Origin of the sequence: Paenibacillus sp. S-12, from assembly GCF_030363895.1 — a bacterium.
Lineage (GTDB): Bacteria > Bacillota > Bacilli > Paenibacillales > Paenibacillaceae > Paenibacillus_B > Paenibacillus_B alvei.
Map to the genome: position 1 here is coordinate 206,005 of NZ_JASIUF010000014.1, position 15,314 is coordinate 221,318.

At 44.9% G+C, this 15,314-nt stretch carries 10 protein-coding genes and 1 pseudogene; 2 read left to right on the top strand and 9 right to left on the bottom strand.

Going from position 1 to position 15,314, the window contains the following annotated elements; all coding sequences use genetic code 11:
* Positions 1-55: 55 nt before the first annotated feature.
* The gene (gene gnpA / locus NO352_RS14460) at positions 56-2,227 is read right to left on the bottom strand and encodes a 1,3-beta-galactosyl-N-acetylhexosamine phosphorylase (protein WP_005546217.1); all 2,172 of its coding nucleotides are present in this window, start codon (positions 2,225-2,227) and stop codon (positions 56-58) included.
* A gap of 198 nt (positions 2,228-2,425) precedes the next feature.
* On the opposite strand from gnpA, the pseudogene NO352_RS14465 reads away from it, so the two are divergent.
* Positions 2,426-2,548 (top strand): annotated as a pseudogene (locus NO352_RS14465) (IS1595 family transposase); the annotation flags it as partial.
* 41 nt (positions 2,549-2,589) lie between these two features.
* Entirely contained in the window at positions 2,590-3,294 is a 705-nt protein-coding gene (locus NO352_RS14470; protein WP_005546216.1) for an alpha/beta hydrolase, read from the top strand.
* A 145-nt stretch (positions 3,295-3,439) separates the two neighbouring features.
* On the opposite strand, the gene NO352_RS14475 is transcribed toward NO352_RS14470, so the two are convergent.
* The 8 genes from NO352_RS14475 to NO352_RS14510 all read right to left on the bottom strand — a co-directional run bounded on the left by NO352_RS14475 (position 3,440) and on the right by NO352_RS14510 (position 15,283).
* The gene (locus NO352_RS14475) at positions 3,440-4,243 is read right to left on the bottom strand and encodes a hypothetical protein (RefSeq protein ID WP_005546213.1); all 804 of its coding nucleotides are present in this window, start codon (positions 4,241-4,243) and stop codon (positions 3,440-3,442) included.
* A 38-nt stretch (positions 4,244-4,281) separates the two neighbouring features.
* The gene (locus NO352_RS14480) at positions 4,282-5,877 is read right to left on the bottom strand and encodes a response regulator transcription factor (RefSeq protein WP_005546212.1); all 1,596 of its coding nucleotides are present in this window, start codon (positions 5,875-5,877) and stop codon (positions 4,282-4,284) included.
* A complete protein-coding gene (locus NO352_RS14485) occupies positions 5,852-7,609 on the bottom strand; it encodes a sensor histidine kinase (RefSeq protein ID WP_005546210.1) in 1,758 nt (585 codons plus the stop codon). Before NO352_RS14485 ends, NO352_RS14480 begins: the two co-directional genes overlap by 26 nt.
* A 78-nt stretch (positions 7,610-7,687) precedes the next feature.
* Positions 7,688-8,881, bottom strand: coding sequence for a glycoside hydrolase family 88 protein (locus NO352_RS14490; protein ID WP_268619884.1), 1,194 nt, complete (start codon positions 8,879-8,881; stop codon positions 7,688-7,690).
* A gap of 127 nt (positions 8,882-9,008) precedes the next feature.
* Positions 9,009-10,823 (bottom strand): DUF2264 domain-containing protein, encoded by a 1,815-nt coding sequence (locus NO352_RS14495; protein WP_040735809.1) that lies wholly within the window; start codon positions 10,821-10,823, stop codon positions 9,009-9,011.
* A gap of 140 nt (positions 10,824-10,963) precedes the next feature.
* Positions 10,964-11,770, bottom strand: a complete 807-nt coding sequence (locus tag NO352_RS14500) for a gluconate 5-dehydrogenase (RefSeq protein ID WP_005546205.1) — start codon at positions 11,768-11,770, stop codon at positions 10,964-10,966.
* A gap of 41 nt (positions 11,771-11,811) precedes the next feature.
* Positions 11,812-12,642 (bottom strand): 5-dehydro-4-deoxy-D-glucuronate isomerase, encoded by an 831-nt coding sequence (gene kduI / locus NO352_RS14505; RefSeq protein WP_085981362.1) that lies wholly within the window; start codon positions 12,640-12,642, stop codon positions 11,812-11,814.
* Positions 12,643-12,853: 211 nt separating this feature from the next.
* Positions 12,854-15,283 carry a glycoside hydrolase family 95 protein gene (locus NO352_RS14510; protein WP_289355967.1) on the bottom strand — a complete coding sequence of 810 codons (2,430 nt, stop codon included), beginning with the start codon at positions 15,281-15,283 and terminating at the stop codon, positions 12,854-12,856.
* Between the last annotated feature and the right edge of the window lie 31 nt (positions 15,284-15,314).

The window sequence follows — 15,314 nt, forward strand, 5'->3', positions numbered from 1 at the left end:
TTGCCCAGCCTAATCTAATTGTTCTTCAATCGCAATGTGTGAATGCGACGTAAACTTACATATCAAACCAGCGCAATTCGCCGCCCTTGAGCTCCAATTCGAAGCTCTTGCCATTCGCGTACACAGTCGTGTTGCGCGGCTCTGCCGTGTTGTTGACAACGCAATACGTACCTGTTTCCGGATAGACATGGATTTCCGTATGCGCATCCGAACTAAACCAATTGTGCAATTCATGATCCTTGCTGCACGACCACAATATTGCACGATGCAACAAGCGGGCGTTCTCTGCACTGTACGGCAGTCCGCCGAGATAGACAGATCGACCGCCAAAGTAGTTATTGACTGCAAACTGCACTTCTTTATCCTTGCAAGCTAAAATATCAGCGCTCGTCGCGTATACATTTTTCTTGCCTTCACCAAAATTGATGTCACCATTCATATCGGCAGTAATAAAGTGAGATGGTTTTACATCCCAATTGTATTTATCGTAGCCGAGGGTGAAGCCGCGCTCCAGCTCTACGCCAAGAGCATCGCCCAGTTGGAAGAAACGGCCTTGATGTTGAACAGCGGATGGTTCACCTACCCCGATAAAGCCGCCTCCGCGAGCAATAAATGCACGGATTTGCTCAACAATATACGGGTCTTTCCAGTTGTCACCGCCGGTATGTGCGGTGTCCGCGTCACCGACATTAATAATGACATCGATATCATTGAGCAGCTGCGGCTGCTCACGAATGTCGTCAAAGCTAATGAACGATACATCGAAAGGAGCGCCGCTCAAAATCTCAATAATGCCCGCATAGCTGTAGTTTTGCTTCTGGTACAGTGCATGATGCACCATATGGCAGCCCCAAGAGCGCATTTTCCCCCAGCAGTTCAGTACAGCAACTTTAGCTAAGCACAGCGGCTTCGTGCGTGCCTTCTCATATAAATCACGGAATTCATCGGCAACTTTCGTGACATAATCAACAAAGTCTGGGAAGTCCAGCGCCAGCTTCAAGTAACCGCCATAGCCAATGCGATCTACAGGCTTACGCAAAATAGCTCGTCTAGCTGTCAACCAGTTTTCTTGAGCTTCTGCCGTTGGATTCCCGCCAGGATGGAACGTATCCGGGAAGAAGTATGGCAAGAAGCGCCCTTCTGTATATTTCACCCCAGGAATATCACTAATTAAGCGCAATGTCGAACCATTGCCGACGCTGCCGACGACTGCATCCAGTCCGATGGTTTTAAACTCATCCATATAAGGCTCAGTGCCAATAAAATGATCCCCTAAGAACATCATCGCTTCGCGACCTTCTTCATGGGTAATATCAACGAGCTCTTTAGCTAGCCCCGCCACTTCGCGCCGTTGGAAGGCCATAAAGTCCAAGTATTGTTTGGACGGAATCCGATACTGGTTGTTGTAGTAGCCTTCGTCAATAATATATTCCGGACGGAACTTATAGCCAACTTCACGCTCGAACTGTTCGAGAATATAAGGGCTGACGCTAGCGGAATAGCCGTACCAATCCACATATTTCTCCCGACGCAGTTCATCGAATATAAGCGTGAACTGATGGAAGAACGTTGTGAACCGTACTACATTTACATAAGGCTTGTCCCGCAAAAATTCACGCAGTCTGCCTTTGGAGTATTCCCGTGTCTTAGGCTGACGTACGTCAAACGTAATTTGTCGTTCGAAATCCTTCCAATCATTCACGACGGCATTGTACATATGAACAGGATCCCAAATCAGATAGGTTAAGAAGCTCACGCTATACTCATGGTAAGGTATCGTATTATTAATCATTACACAGCCGCTAGCTTCATCATAGCGCCAGTGATTCGTAGGTACGACCTCGCCAGTAGTACGATCGATAACTTCCCACCAGCGGTATATATCATCGCGGTTGTTAACTTGCAATAAGTCTTCGCTGATCCCTTCCAATAACCGAATAGAAAGCTCAGCATCTGTAGCAGCAACAAATTTCGTTGAAATATAGCATTGCTGTACTTCGTCAGGGTTTGCTTTCGCCCAATTGTTGTCTTTGCGGGTTGTATAGTAAGTAGCGTATACTTTCGCTCCACATTCAGCTAGCTCTTGCGGAAAAGTTGTGCCGTCTGCATCGCGCACAGCATCAGCTCCCCACAACTCCATCGTTTTCAGCGTTTCTCCTACGACATCAAGATCGGTAGGGATGGTGAGGCGCCCTCTGCCTTGTTTGTTCTGGTTCTGCTCGCCCATTTGAAACATGCTCCTTCCACATAACTGATTGTTGATACCATCATACTCAGCGAGGAAGGGAGACCCAAGGACGGATTATGACCTTCCACGGGTAAAATTTTGACCTTTGCTGCAAAAAAGGCTGCGTTTTTAAATCGATTATGGATTACTATAAAGAAGTAGAATGGCATACCAAGAATTAGAAAGACTCGATGACCATTGGAACATAAGCGCATACAAAGAGGAATACATAAAGGAGGAACTCACCATATCGGGCACATGAATGCTGTACACAGCAAATTAAAAAAGTGGATGAATACGTTTAATGATGTTGCAACTAAATAAATCAGCAATTACTTGTATTTTATGGAGGATGAATTGTAATGTTAAAAAATAATTTGAAAATAGAAAATATTCCAGCGATTTTGTGGGGCGACAAATCAGATAAGTTATTTGTGGTGGTGCATGGTAACATGTCAAACAAGGCAGATGACTCGATTATTGTATTTGCAGAAGAAGCAACAGCAGTAGGTTATCAAGTGCTTAGTTTTGATTTACCTCAACATGGTGATCGTAAGGATGAAACTTATCTTTGCAACGTTCAAAACTGTGTTCAAGACCTTCATACAATTATGACCCATGCAAAAACATTATCAAATCATATAAGCCTTTTTGCTTGCAGCATGGGAGCGTATTTTAGTCTATTAGAATATAGCCATGAGCCGTTGAAGCAGTGCTTGTTTCTCTCTCCTGTGGTAAATATGGAACGTATCATAAATAATATGATGACATGGTTTAACATAAGTGAGAGTAGACTAAAAATAGAGAAAGAAATTTCTACACCTATTGGACAAACTCTCTATTGGGATTACTACTGTTATGTGAAAGAACATCCTATTGTTGCTTGGAATATTCCAACTTCCATTCTCTATGGTTCAGAAGATAACGTATGTGAATTTGACGTTGTGTCTGAATTTAATAAATCTTTTAACTGTAATTTGCAAGTAATGGAGAATGGAGAACACTATTTCCATACTGAGGAACAGTTGCAGTATTTCAGACAATGGCTGAAAAAACATATACGTTAAATGATAACTTTAAAAGCTTTTAAGGGGAGTCAAAATGACTTCCCTTAAAAGTTATATCATTTCAACATTGTTTTAAAAACATCACCAAAAAAAAGATATAGACCTCCCTGCTCACAGCAGGCTCAGTTCTATATCTTTTATTTACTCACTTTACTTCATAGCCATAAGCTTCAATTTGCGTTAGTGCAGGGAACGGCGACGGGTCAGCGGACTTGATTAAGTTCTTTACTGTCAATGACTCTACCTGACGCGGCGTAAGCTTAAATACCTGCTTGGCATGCGTTTTCGTTAAATGAATCGTCTCATAATCACCATTGGAGAAGCAGACGGTTACTTGCTCCCAATAGTTATCATGAGGAAAGTCTGCTCGCAGCGTAAGAGCAATGCAGTCAATTTCTACCGTGCGTCCAAATTGCACGCTCATTTCAGCGTCATCTTGCTGGTTAATCCCCCATGACTCAAATGGCCATGCCCCGTGACCTGCATTAAAGCAATTGCCATTAATGGCATTGCGAGCGGCAAACACGGACTCTCCACGCGTTTCCACATTCGCAATCGCATGCGGATAACAACTGTCATTCTCATGTTGGTCGAATGGATTCAGGGCTACATTTTTGTAACTGGAGATTTCCGCTTCAGTCGCTAGACGCACGCTAAGCGCATGGATATCACCACTATATGATTTTGGATTATAGGAAATTTTCTTCTCTCCAAATGGAATCGTAAGCCGATAGCAAGTTGTTGCTAAATATACGAACGTTTCCGGCATCGTATCATCAAGCTGCAACATGACATATTGGTGGGGCTGCTCACTCTTTACAACAATTTGGTCACCCTCTTGATAAGGTTGATGATATACAAGCTGGGCTTGCCCCTGATCAGAAGCAGTTGCCAATACGGTATGATTTGCATCGTGAATTTCAATCGTAAACTGCGTTAGTGGTGTCATAAGATGATCATCTCTTTCTTCCGTTATTTGTGAAACATTTACGAGCATTCGTTCTTATAATCACTCGGTGTTACGCCCATATACTTCTTAAACACTTTAGAGAAATAGGTACGGTCTGAGTATCCTAGTGTCAGTGCGATCTGTTCCAGCGTATGCCCAGATGTTTTCAACATCTGTGAAGCAATGTTCATTTTATACTGATGGACATAATCCGTGAAATTGCTGCCAGTCATGCGTTTGAAATAGCGTGAGAAGTAACTTGGATTCAAATACAGATAGCGCGCAATATCAATGGAAGTAATACTATCAGCTAAATTTTGTTCGATATAATGTTGAATTTGCTGTAACTTCGGTTCATAGCTGCTAGCTAGTGTACCTCGCCCTTGTTTCCCCTCTTTATCGTTAGACATTGCTATCGCAGTTAGCGGGCGTTCCGCTAATGCAAGCACATCAACAAGGGTCCGTGCCTGCTCCATATAATTGAAGATCGCTTCATCGAGTCTAACCGAAGCTGCAATCGTCAGCTCTCGTAAGCAAACTTGCAGCTCATGCATGAATGAAGCAGGTTCAATCATTCTCGCTTGAAAATGTTCTTTCATATTCCCAATAATACGTTGGATACCCTCTATATCATGGATAGCTAGCGCCTGCTTTAGTTCACCTTTATAGTTGTCCAACTCCCCAGCAGGCAATTTCAGCCATGTTGATTCCATTGCCTGCCGCCGATCGGCAATCAGCATCGACTCCCCAACATAAAACTCATATTTATGGCGCAATAAGGAGTGATAACACGTACCCATTTGCTTCAGTTGCAACTTATCACTAACCGTGACGCTTACCAGCTGCAATTTCATATATTGTGCAACTCGTTCTTTCAATTTTTGCAAGTAGCTGTTGAAGTGCAACACGTTGTTATCTGCTAAATTATCGTGATAGTTATACACAATGACAAGATGATGTTGCTGCAAAAATGGCGTGATCCCTTCATACTTGCGTGCTAGCTCTTCCGCAATATTGTAGACGGCATAGCAAATTAACGATAACGATTGCTGTGAGTAATGTTCATCGTAACTGGCATATTGTACATGCACAAGACTGAGCATATACCAAGGACAGCTCCACCTTACTCCAATGCCAGCGGCATATTTAAGGATCTCGTCAACATTCGTTCGATCAAGCACACTCTGTAATAAACCTTGTTTGAGCAACTGTTGATTGTAGCTTGAAGGTTGTACACTTACTGACGATGATTGTTTTTTCAGTAAGCGCAGCGACTTATGCAAACTTTGTTGCAACTGTTCATCTGTTAATTGATCTTTAATTAAATAATCGTCAGCCTGAAGCTTAAGCGCTTGTCTCGCGTAGTTGAAGTCTTCATGACAGGTTAAGAAAATGACGCGCACGTCAGGTTTGATTTGGCGAAACTGTTCTGCTAACTCAATCCCATTCTTCTGCGGCAAGCCAATATCTGTTATCACAATATCGGGAACGGTCTGCTGAAACAGGTGTACTGCTTTGACGCTGGAATAGGTCGCAGCTACAACCTTCAACTGTAATTGTTCCCAATCAATCATTTGCTGCAATAATTTGAGCATTGGCACATCATCATCAATAAGCATCACTTTGTATATCACTGGTTGTCCCCCCGCTTGATGTCACTGGAATCTGCATTCGTGCCGTTATACCGTCATACCTGTTAGGAGCAAAAGAAAGCGCAGCCTCTGAACCGAAAGACAGTTTCAAGCGTTGAGCAACATTAACCAATCCGACCCGCTTATAACTAGGATCAGGTTCATCACTGCAACGCAACACACTTTCATTCAGTCGATGCAACAAAGACTCGTCCATACCTGCTCCGTTATCGGCAACCTCAATAACGATGGTATCCGCGTCATGATAGACGGAGATCCAAATTTGAGATTGCTGGCTCCTAGTATCATTGCCCTCCATATCTACATCAGTATCGACAAAGCCATGTATAATTGCATTTTCAACTAACGGTTGTAGTAATAACTTTGGAAACTTAAGCAACTGCAATTGTGGCTCTATATCGACTTGCAGTTGGATGGGAATATCACTGCGCATTTGCATAATATCAATGTAGTGAGCCATTAACTCACACTCTTCCTGCAGTGTTGCCAGTGCATTGAAATTCATATAGGCACGCAGTAAGCTCATTAAGGAGTCAATCATGCCGCTATGCAGTCGATCCTTCTGCAACATTAAGCTGCACTTAATTGAATTAAGCGTATTCAACAGAAAGTGGGGACGAATTTGCATAAACAGCGCCTCAAGCTCCAACACTCGTCTCTGCTCCTGTTGCCGCTCCATCTCATAAATGGACTGTTGCAGTTGATCCAACATCAAGTTAATCGTCTTGCTTACCGCTGCTAGCTCATCATCTCCCTTAACTTGCAATCTAACATCGAGCTTGCCGTTGCCAAATTGTCCTGCAACCTGCTGTAATTGCTCAATCGGACGATGCAATCGTTTAGAGATCAGCAATGCAAACAAAGAGAATATAATGACAAAAAGCATGACTTCAGCAGAACCGATATAAAGGGTCTTTGAAATAATGCCTCTAAACGTGTTGTTGCTCATCTCATATACAAGCTTCCACCCGTTTTTGCTCAGCACGACTTCCGAACGCATACGATCGTCCACCTTATTTGAATCGGAGGCAAGCAATTGTGCTGAGCCAGCAATCCGGTCACCATGTTCATCCAGGAGAGCAACATCCCATGACTTCACAGCCTGTAATGCATTTTCGAAATAGGACTGTTCAATTCCAATCAGCAGCACGGCCGTATGCCCTTTACTAACACGATCATAGATGACACGAGCAATATAATATTTACTCGCTCCCTTGTCATCGAGTAGTCCTAGCCACTGCAGCCGTTCTGGCTGTTGGAAATTAATTTTGCTATACAATTCTGACAAATGCGGTAATAGTTTCGCCGGTTCATCATCTCCTGAAGGGATAATAAAGTGCTGGCGGTTAATTAAGTACATCTGCGTCTGCCTATTCAACGTTTTCGAATTGATAAGCGAAAATACAGCTTTGATTTGCGAGAAATTCTCATAATCAGCAAAACTATTTAAATGCTTCACATCAGCGAATTGACGTAAGCTAGTTTTGAAGCCTTCATCGTTGACAATGAAATGGGAGGCAAACGTAGCATCATCAATCGTTTTGCTAAATTCTGCACCGATTACGTTCAACATGTTTTCATTCGTTGCATGCAACTTATCCAGCATCGATTCCTTAATTAAATAAAAAGATTGCACAGATACAGCAACCATCGGTACGATAATAAATAGCATGAAGGAAAGTAACATTCGTTTATAGTAAGTTAAATGGAACATAAGGTTAGCGTCACTTCCCTTCCTTCAATCCTTCATCATTTCCGTTACAGTTCAAGCCAAATCATCGACTTTATCTTCCTATTTCGATTTACGCTCATACCAATAACCAGGAATACCGCGTGCAAGACGCATCAGCGCTTCCAAGTAGTAATAATCGCCCCAAATCATATAATCATCAGGGGACAAGCCACCATGGACATAGTACGAGCCATGCTTAAGCAAACCTTCCGCTGCATCGTCATCCATCGTAGCATAGTTGTGAATCAGCGACTCCATACTGGTTGCCAGCATCTTTTCGAAATAAGGACGATCGGGGTCAGCATCATCCAAATGTGAGATAAGCTCCGCTAGTCCGGCAGCTACAATCGCTGAAGCTGAACTATCGCGATACGTACCAGCCGTTACAGGCGCATTGAAATCCCAATAAGCAACACTGTCCTCAGGCAAATGCTCAAGGAAGTAGCGCGCCATACGCTTAGAAGTCTCCAAAAATGCCTCATTTCCCGTATAACGATAGGAAAGTGCAAAGCCATATACGCCCCAAGCTTGCCCACGCGTCCACGTCGAACCGTTACTGTAGCCCTGATGAGTCGCACCGCCGATTGGAACCCCCGTCTCGGTATCGAAAAAGAAAGTGTGGTACGAACTGTCATCCCCACGAACGATATAGCGCCGTGTTTTCTCTGCTTGGATTTCTGCAACTTCTCGATACTTCGGATCACCAGTCTGTTCGCTTGCCCAATACAACAATGGCAGATTAAGCAAACAGTCAATAATGATACGACCCGCTTCTTGCTCGTTATCTTTCGTTCCCCAAGCTTGAATGTATCCGCTTCCATCGCTCGTGTTACGCCAACGCTTCAATAAATGATCAGCTGCATCAAGTGTCAACTTACGAGCACGATCGTCGCCTGTTATGATCCACTGCGCTTTGGAAGACAAGCTAAATAGGAATCCAATATCATGATGATCCAATACAACTTTTTGCTCAAACCGCTGACGAAAACTAGCCACAGTAGCTTCTGCTGCCTGCCGATAACGTTCATCTTGTGAATATTCATAGCATAACCACAATATTCCCGACCAGAAGCCATTTGTCCAGTCGTTGTTATCATTCAATTGATATTTCCCATTCAGGCTAACATGCGGAAACTGAGTTCCAAACTTATCAATATTGATCAGCGTTTTCGCTAGAATATTTTCAATTGCTTGTGTGTAAAGTTGATTTGCTTGCATGACCGTTGTTTGCGTTCCCTCTGTAGACATCTGCATTTCAGCCCTCTCTCAGAAAAATAACTCAATGCATATCTTATGATAGCGGATACATTCCGCAGAATGTACGCCTTTATTTGTGTGAAATGTGAACAATTTTGACTTTTTGGTTGTATTCACTTTCTATCTATTTCACCTTAACCGTTATCGTTTGCTCGTTATAGTGCACAATTACGCGATCTGCTGTCAGTTTCACCTCAGGCAACTGCGACTCGCAGCCAGCAGGCACTCCTGCCATCACACTTACTAACAAATGTGTCCCTGGCTGAAGTTCAGCACGCAGTGCAGGCATCAATGTACGCTCATAGAACACATTGGTGTTAGGCTCGGTGCGAATCATCTCCGCTTGTGTGAATCCTGTAACCGCCTTGGCGGTGGTAGTACCGGCAGGCGAATCGTAACTCGCCCAGCTTGTCTCGACTACGGTTGTGTCGTCACTGCTAACTGTGGCGAACGGCGCTGAGAAACTGGCATCATAGGCAATTAAGGCGCGGCTCGTTTCCAACTCGTGAATGCGTACATGGCTGTCGCCGCAAGGGACAATCGTACTGCGAATCGCAACTCCGACTTGCGGCTTCCAGTTATGTACAAGTCGATCTTCATGCAGCTCATAGCTCGTATCGAGCGGCTTATCACGAAAATGTACGCCATCCTCACTTACAGCAAGTACACTATCAAAAGCACCTTCATAGTAGTAATAATTACTGCGCGGCACACTAAAGCCAAACACAGTCGAGTAGGCAAATTTAGAATACTTGGCGCAAGCATGGTTCTGATAGCCAATAAATTGACCTACCGGATACATAAGCACATGTCGCGAATGATGCGTATGTTCAATCATCGCCTTCATGCTCGGCAGCGACAGTCGGCCTGGTGATACCTCTTGCTCTACTTCCTCTGCCTGCCAATAAGGATGGTCATCCGGAACAGCAAGCAATAAGAAGCTTTTGAACGCCCAATACGGGGAACCCGCACCGTTATAGCCCTCGCCCATCACCAAGTTCTGATAGCGATAGCCTACGCTTAGGACGCCATCTGTCGTAAAAATAGGATGACTCATCCAGCTTCGCATATTGCGCGCATACAAACCTTTAATGACGCCCCATGGCAGCGCTTCAACATCGGCCAGCACAAGCGCGCTCCAGAAGCTTGCTTGCGCAAAGCGATACGCTAGACTGCGACCGAAAGGAACCGCCTCTCCCTTGCTATCGAACCAATACTGATAGCTGCGCGCAAAAAGTATAGCCCGCTCTTTCAACCTAGCTGCCCGCTCCGGATCTTCATCCGCCATAAACGTAGCATAGATTAAACTATAATAATGGAACGCCCATGGGATGTAATAATCAAACTGCTGATCCACACCGTCAAAATACCAGCCATCGCCAACATAGCATGACTCAATCAGGGCAAAATCCTCTTCGATCTTCTCCTGAGAATACTTCATACCAAGCCGCTTCAGTGCCACATTCACTAAGATGCGAAAGAAGTGCCAGTTATTCGGCGCCAAACGGCGTCCATTAATTTGCCATAACCAGTCCGCCAAATGCTGCTGTTCTGTCTTCGAAAGTGTATCCCAAGTTTTGTGCGGTGCAAGCAGCAATGTAGTAGCGATAGATGCCATCTCGACCAGCAGTTGATCGCCATCCATCGTCTTGCCATAATAATGCTCGCTGTGCGGGTTGCATCCCTCCGCTAGTCCACGCATCCATTGATGCTGAAGCTGCTCGTCATCATAATGAACGAGGAAAGGCCCCAATCCCCACAGGATTCTTAAGAATCCTTCGGCATCTCTGCGATTCTCGGTATAGACCGTGCCGTGGCTTCCTAATGCTAAGTGTCCAGGCTGTTCTGCTGCCCGCGACCTTAGCGGCTGCACTAGCGTCAACAGGGCTTCCGCTACATCATCACGATGATTCCACTGCATGCTACGTATTTTCTCCATCACGATTATTCACGCTTCCTTCAACAGTTTTCACAGCACAACAAACCTCATAGCTCACATCGTACACATCAGATAAATTACAAAGACTAACAGCAACGTACTCCTGTTAGTCTCTATATTTTCATCTTACTATTCGTAAATTAAGGCTGCTTCCCAATATAGGCAAGGATTCCACCGTCAACATATAAAACATGTCCATTGACAAAGTCACTAGCTGGTGAAGCCAAGAATACTGCAGGACCTGCTAAATCTTCCGTTTCTCCCCAACGCTCTGCAGGTGTCTTCGCAATAATAAAGGAATCAAACGGATGACGGCTGCCATCAGCTTGAAGTTCACGCAACGGCGCTGTTTGCGGCGTAGCAATGTAGCCTGGTCCGATACCATTACATTGGATATTATATTTGCCATACTCAGAAGCGATATTGCGGGTTAGCATCTTGAGGCCGCCTTTGGCAGCAGCATAAGCAGACACCGTTTCCCGTCCTAATTCACTCATCATCGAGCAAATATTAATAATTTTACCGCCGCCTTTTTTAATCATTCCTGGAATAACCGCTTTGGAAACAATAAATGGTCCGTTCAAGTCAATATCAATGACTTCACGGAACTCTTCCGCAGTCATTTCTATCATTGGAATCCGCTTAATAATACCAGCATTGTTGACAAGAATATCAATGACTCCAACTTCCGCTTCAATCTGTTGCACCATCGCTTGTACACCTGACTCGTCGGTCACGTCGCATACATATCCGTGTGCCTCAATGCCGATTTCCTTATAAGCAGCAATACCGCGCTCTACTCCTTCTTGCTTACGGTCATTAAATACAATTGTTGCACCCGCACGCGCCATAGCGCTTGCCAATTCAAATCCGATCCCGTACACTGCACCTGTTACGAGAGCGACTTTACCATCAAGGCGAAAACGATCTACCGAAAATTGTGACATTTTAATACTCCCTTCTCTATATACCCTATCTATTCATCTATCTACTTTAGATCGTCCATAGCGACCATATCCATATCGGTATATGTGATATTCTCGCCGCACATTGCCCAAATAAACGTATAGTTGCTAGTGCCAACGCCAGTGTGAATGGACCAGCTTGGACTGATAACCGCTTGCTCATTACCGACTACGAGATGCTTCGTCTCATCAGGTTTGCCCATGAAATGAAATACCTTGTTGTCACTTTCCAAATCGAAGTATACATACGCTTCCATGCGTCGCTCATGCGTGTGGCATGGCATCGTATTCCAAGCGTTTCCTTCTTCTAGGTGCGTATAGCCCATTTGCAACTGGCATGACTGACACACATTCGGATGAATGTACTGATAAATTTTGCGCTTATTCATTGTGTTATCAGCACCTGTCTCCATTGGCTTAATGTTATCAATCGAAATACGCACATTCGGATATTTGTGATGAGCCGGGCTAGAAGCAATATAAAATTTCGCTGGATTGCTTGCATCTGCACTAGCAAACAGCACTTCTTTCGTTTCTTTTCCGATATAATAGCCATCCTGATTGCTCATCGATTCACGTACACCGTCAATCGTTATAAACCCAGGACCACCGATATTAATGATACCTAGTTCGCGACGCTCTAGAAAATACTCCACACCCAAATCTTTACTAAGCTTAATCTCCAACGGCTCTTTCGTAGGTGTTACGCCACCAAAGATCAAACGGTCATTATGCGAGTAAGTCAAGCGAATTTCACCGGGAACAAACACCTGCTCCACTAAAAACTCCTTGCGCAATTCTTCTGTTGTCATGCGTGCGATCGATTGTGGCGCATACGCGTAGCGTGTCTCCATAGTTTGCATATTTTCTAGTTCCTCCCGATTTCATAGACTTGGATTCATCACAATGAACAATGATGATCATTCGATATTGAACCTACAACCATCATAGTAAATGCTCCCAGCAATAGTAAGTCAATTATTTTGCTCGATTGTGAACAATTTTGACCTTTTTGCCTATTTGACTTTTATATTTCCTTTTTTTGTGTATTAACTCAAGCGCAGCCTACGCTAAGCGTACTGTAACCGTAGCTCCAAGCGGGATATCCAACTGATACGTATGTGGCGCGGGCTGTGTTACGGCCACTGGCATTGATGGCTTATCAGTACGAAAAGTAAGCGGAACCGTGCTATAAATAACACAAGGCTTGCCAAGTGTAGACGTTATCTGGGCCTGCTGCAGCTTGCCTGCCTGCCAAGCCATATCAATGGTAAATCCACCGCGGGCACGTAAGCCAGTAACATGACCCTGCCGCCATGCAGGCGGAAGAGCTGGCAGTAACCGGATTTCACCCCCGTGCGACTGCAATAGCATCTCTTGCATCGCTGCTGCTCCACCAAAGTTGGCATCAATTTGGAATGGAGGATGGTCGCCGAACAAGTTCGAGTGTACCGCTTTGCTTAATAGATTGCGTAAACTCAGATGTGCCTGATCTCCTTCATCCAGCCTTGACCAGAAGTTTGCAATCCACGCTTGACTCCAGCCCGTATGTCCTCCACCATGGGCTAGGCGGCGCTGCAGCGTGAACTTAGCAGCTTGTCCAAGTTCAGGACTGCGATGAGGAATGATTTGTTCACCTGGATGCAAAGCGAATAGGTGAGAGATATGGCGATGCCCCAGCTCTACTTCCTCATAATCAACCGCCCACTCCATAATTTGTCCATGGCGGCCGATTTGTGGCTGTGGCAGCTTACTGCGTACTTGCTTCCACTGTGCCAATAAATCTTTGTCCTCTTGGCATCCCTGTCCCATATGCCCTTCATCCAGTTGCAACAGCTCACCAGCACGAATGCATGCTGTAAACAACGCATACAAAATTTGCGAGTCCATCGACGGACCATAGCATAGCGCCCCGACTTCACCCTGCTCACTACGATACGAGTTTTCTGGTGATAGTGATGGTACGGTCACCAGCTGTCCTGATGGCAGCTCCAATAAGAAATCTATGAAAAATAACGACGCTTCTTTCAACACGGGATACGCACGTTCTCGCAAGAACGAAAGTGAGCCGTTATAACAATAGTGCTCCCACATATGCAGCGCAATCCATGCGCCACCCATTGGCCACATGTTGGCGCTCACATATTCACCGTAAATGCCTGTATCCGCCCACAGATTGCTGCTCGTGTGAGCAACAAATCCACGTGCACCATAAATATTGCGCGCGGTTTGGCGTCCATTAATGACTAAGCGTTCAATAAAATCAAATAGCGGCATGTGACATTCGGCTAAATTCCCCGTCTCGGCAAGCCAGTAGTTCATTTGCAAGTTAATATTAAGATGATAGTCCGATTCCCATGGCGGAGTAAAACTATCGTTCCAAATCCCTTGCAAGTTAGCTGGCAGCGTTCCCGGTCTGGAGCTGGCAATCAGCAAATAACGCCCGTACTGATAAAACAGAGCCTCCAGCCCATTATCAGTTGCACCTTGCCGGTAGCGTTCTAACCGCTGCGACGTGGACAAGCATTGCTGTCCAGGAACCTGCTGCTGTGGCTCAGTCCTTTCTCCTTCCTCCGCTTCCAAATCCAACGTCACACGGTTAAACAGCGGCTTATAATCATCCAAGTGCCGCTGCTTCAATGTCTCATATGGCACTTTTGCTGCCTGTATCGCTTGCTGACAAGCAACAGCATAAGCATCCGCACAGCGAAATGAAGTCTGCGCTGCTACAATAAGCGTGACTGCACGAGCTTGGCGAATATCAAGATAATTGCCCGCCGTCTGACACTGTCCGCCCTCAACTACTGCCTGCAACACAACAGCATAAGGTACGCCATCTGCTCCTAATTGTCCTTGCATGGCAATACCCTGTCCATCATCTGTCTGAACCATTTCACCGGTGAATGGTCGGCGATCGAATTTAGCTGCAAAGGTTAAGCCTGCTTCATCGGTCGTAGTCATCCGGATTACCAGCACTTGATCAGCGGCACTAGAAAATATCTCACGGCTGTACTGAATTGCCTCTTTCTGAGCTTTACCCGCTGCCTTAGTTGCCGTACTTCCTTCCTCAGCATGCCGTCCCACTTCATAATTTACCTGAACCAAAGCATTATCCAAATCTAGTTCACGACAATAATGATGAATTGCATGAACATCTATATTCGGTTCAAAATCCAAGAACAAGTTGCCTAATGTCTGATACGGGTTGAAATATTGTGGTACGTTCGTCATATGCTTCAACACTAACTTTTCTGCCTTGCGCACGTTACCCTGCAGCAACAAGTTTTTAATTTCCGGCAACGCCGCTTGCGCTGCTCTGTTATCGTTATCCCTGGAACCACCATACCAAATCGAATCTTCATTCAATTGAATCTGCTCGCGCTGTATCCCACCATATACAACGCCCCCTAAGCGCCCGTTACCGATTGGAAACGCTTCCGTCCATTTGCTGGCCGCTGTCCGCTCAAGCAAATAATAGTTGCTTATATGATTCATTAAGCTACCCTCATTTCTGTAAAGAATCATG

Coding starts and splice junctions, on each gene's coding strand:
- NO352_RS14490 (WP_268619884.1), bottom strand. CDS start 8,881: ATGCAGATGTCTACAGAGGGAACGCAAACAACGGTCATGCAAGCAAAT.
- NO352_RS14485 (WP_005546210.1), bottom strand. CDS start 7,609: ATGTTCCATTTAACTTACTATAAACGAATGTTACTTTCCTTCATGCTA.
- NO352_RS14500 (WP_005546205.1), bottom strand. CDS start 11,770: ATGTCACAATTTTCGGTAGATCGTTTTCGCCTTGATGGTAAAGTCGCT.
- gnpA (WP_005546217.1), bottom strand. CDS start 2,227: ATGGGCGAGCAGAACCAGAACAAACAAGGCAGAGGGCGCCTCACCATC.
- kduI (WP_085981362.1), bottom strand. CDS start 12,642: ATGGAGACACGCTACGCGTATGCGCCACAATCGATCGCACGCATGACA.
- NO352_RS14510 (WP_289355967.1), bottom strand. CDS start 15,283: ATGAATCATATAAGCAACTATTATTTGCTTGAGCGGACAGCGGCCAGC.
- NO352_RS14495 (WP_040735809.1), bottom strand. CDS start 10,823: ATGGAGAAAATACGTAGCATGCAGTGGAATCATCGTGATGATGTAGCG.
- NO352_RS14475 (WP_005546213.1), bottom strand. CDS start 4,243: ATGACACCACTAACGCAGTTTACGATTGAAATTCACGATGCAAATCAT.
- NO352_RS14470 (WP_005546216.1), top strand. CDS start 2,590: ATGTTAAAAAATAATTTGAAAATAGAAAATATTCCAGCGATTTTGTGG.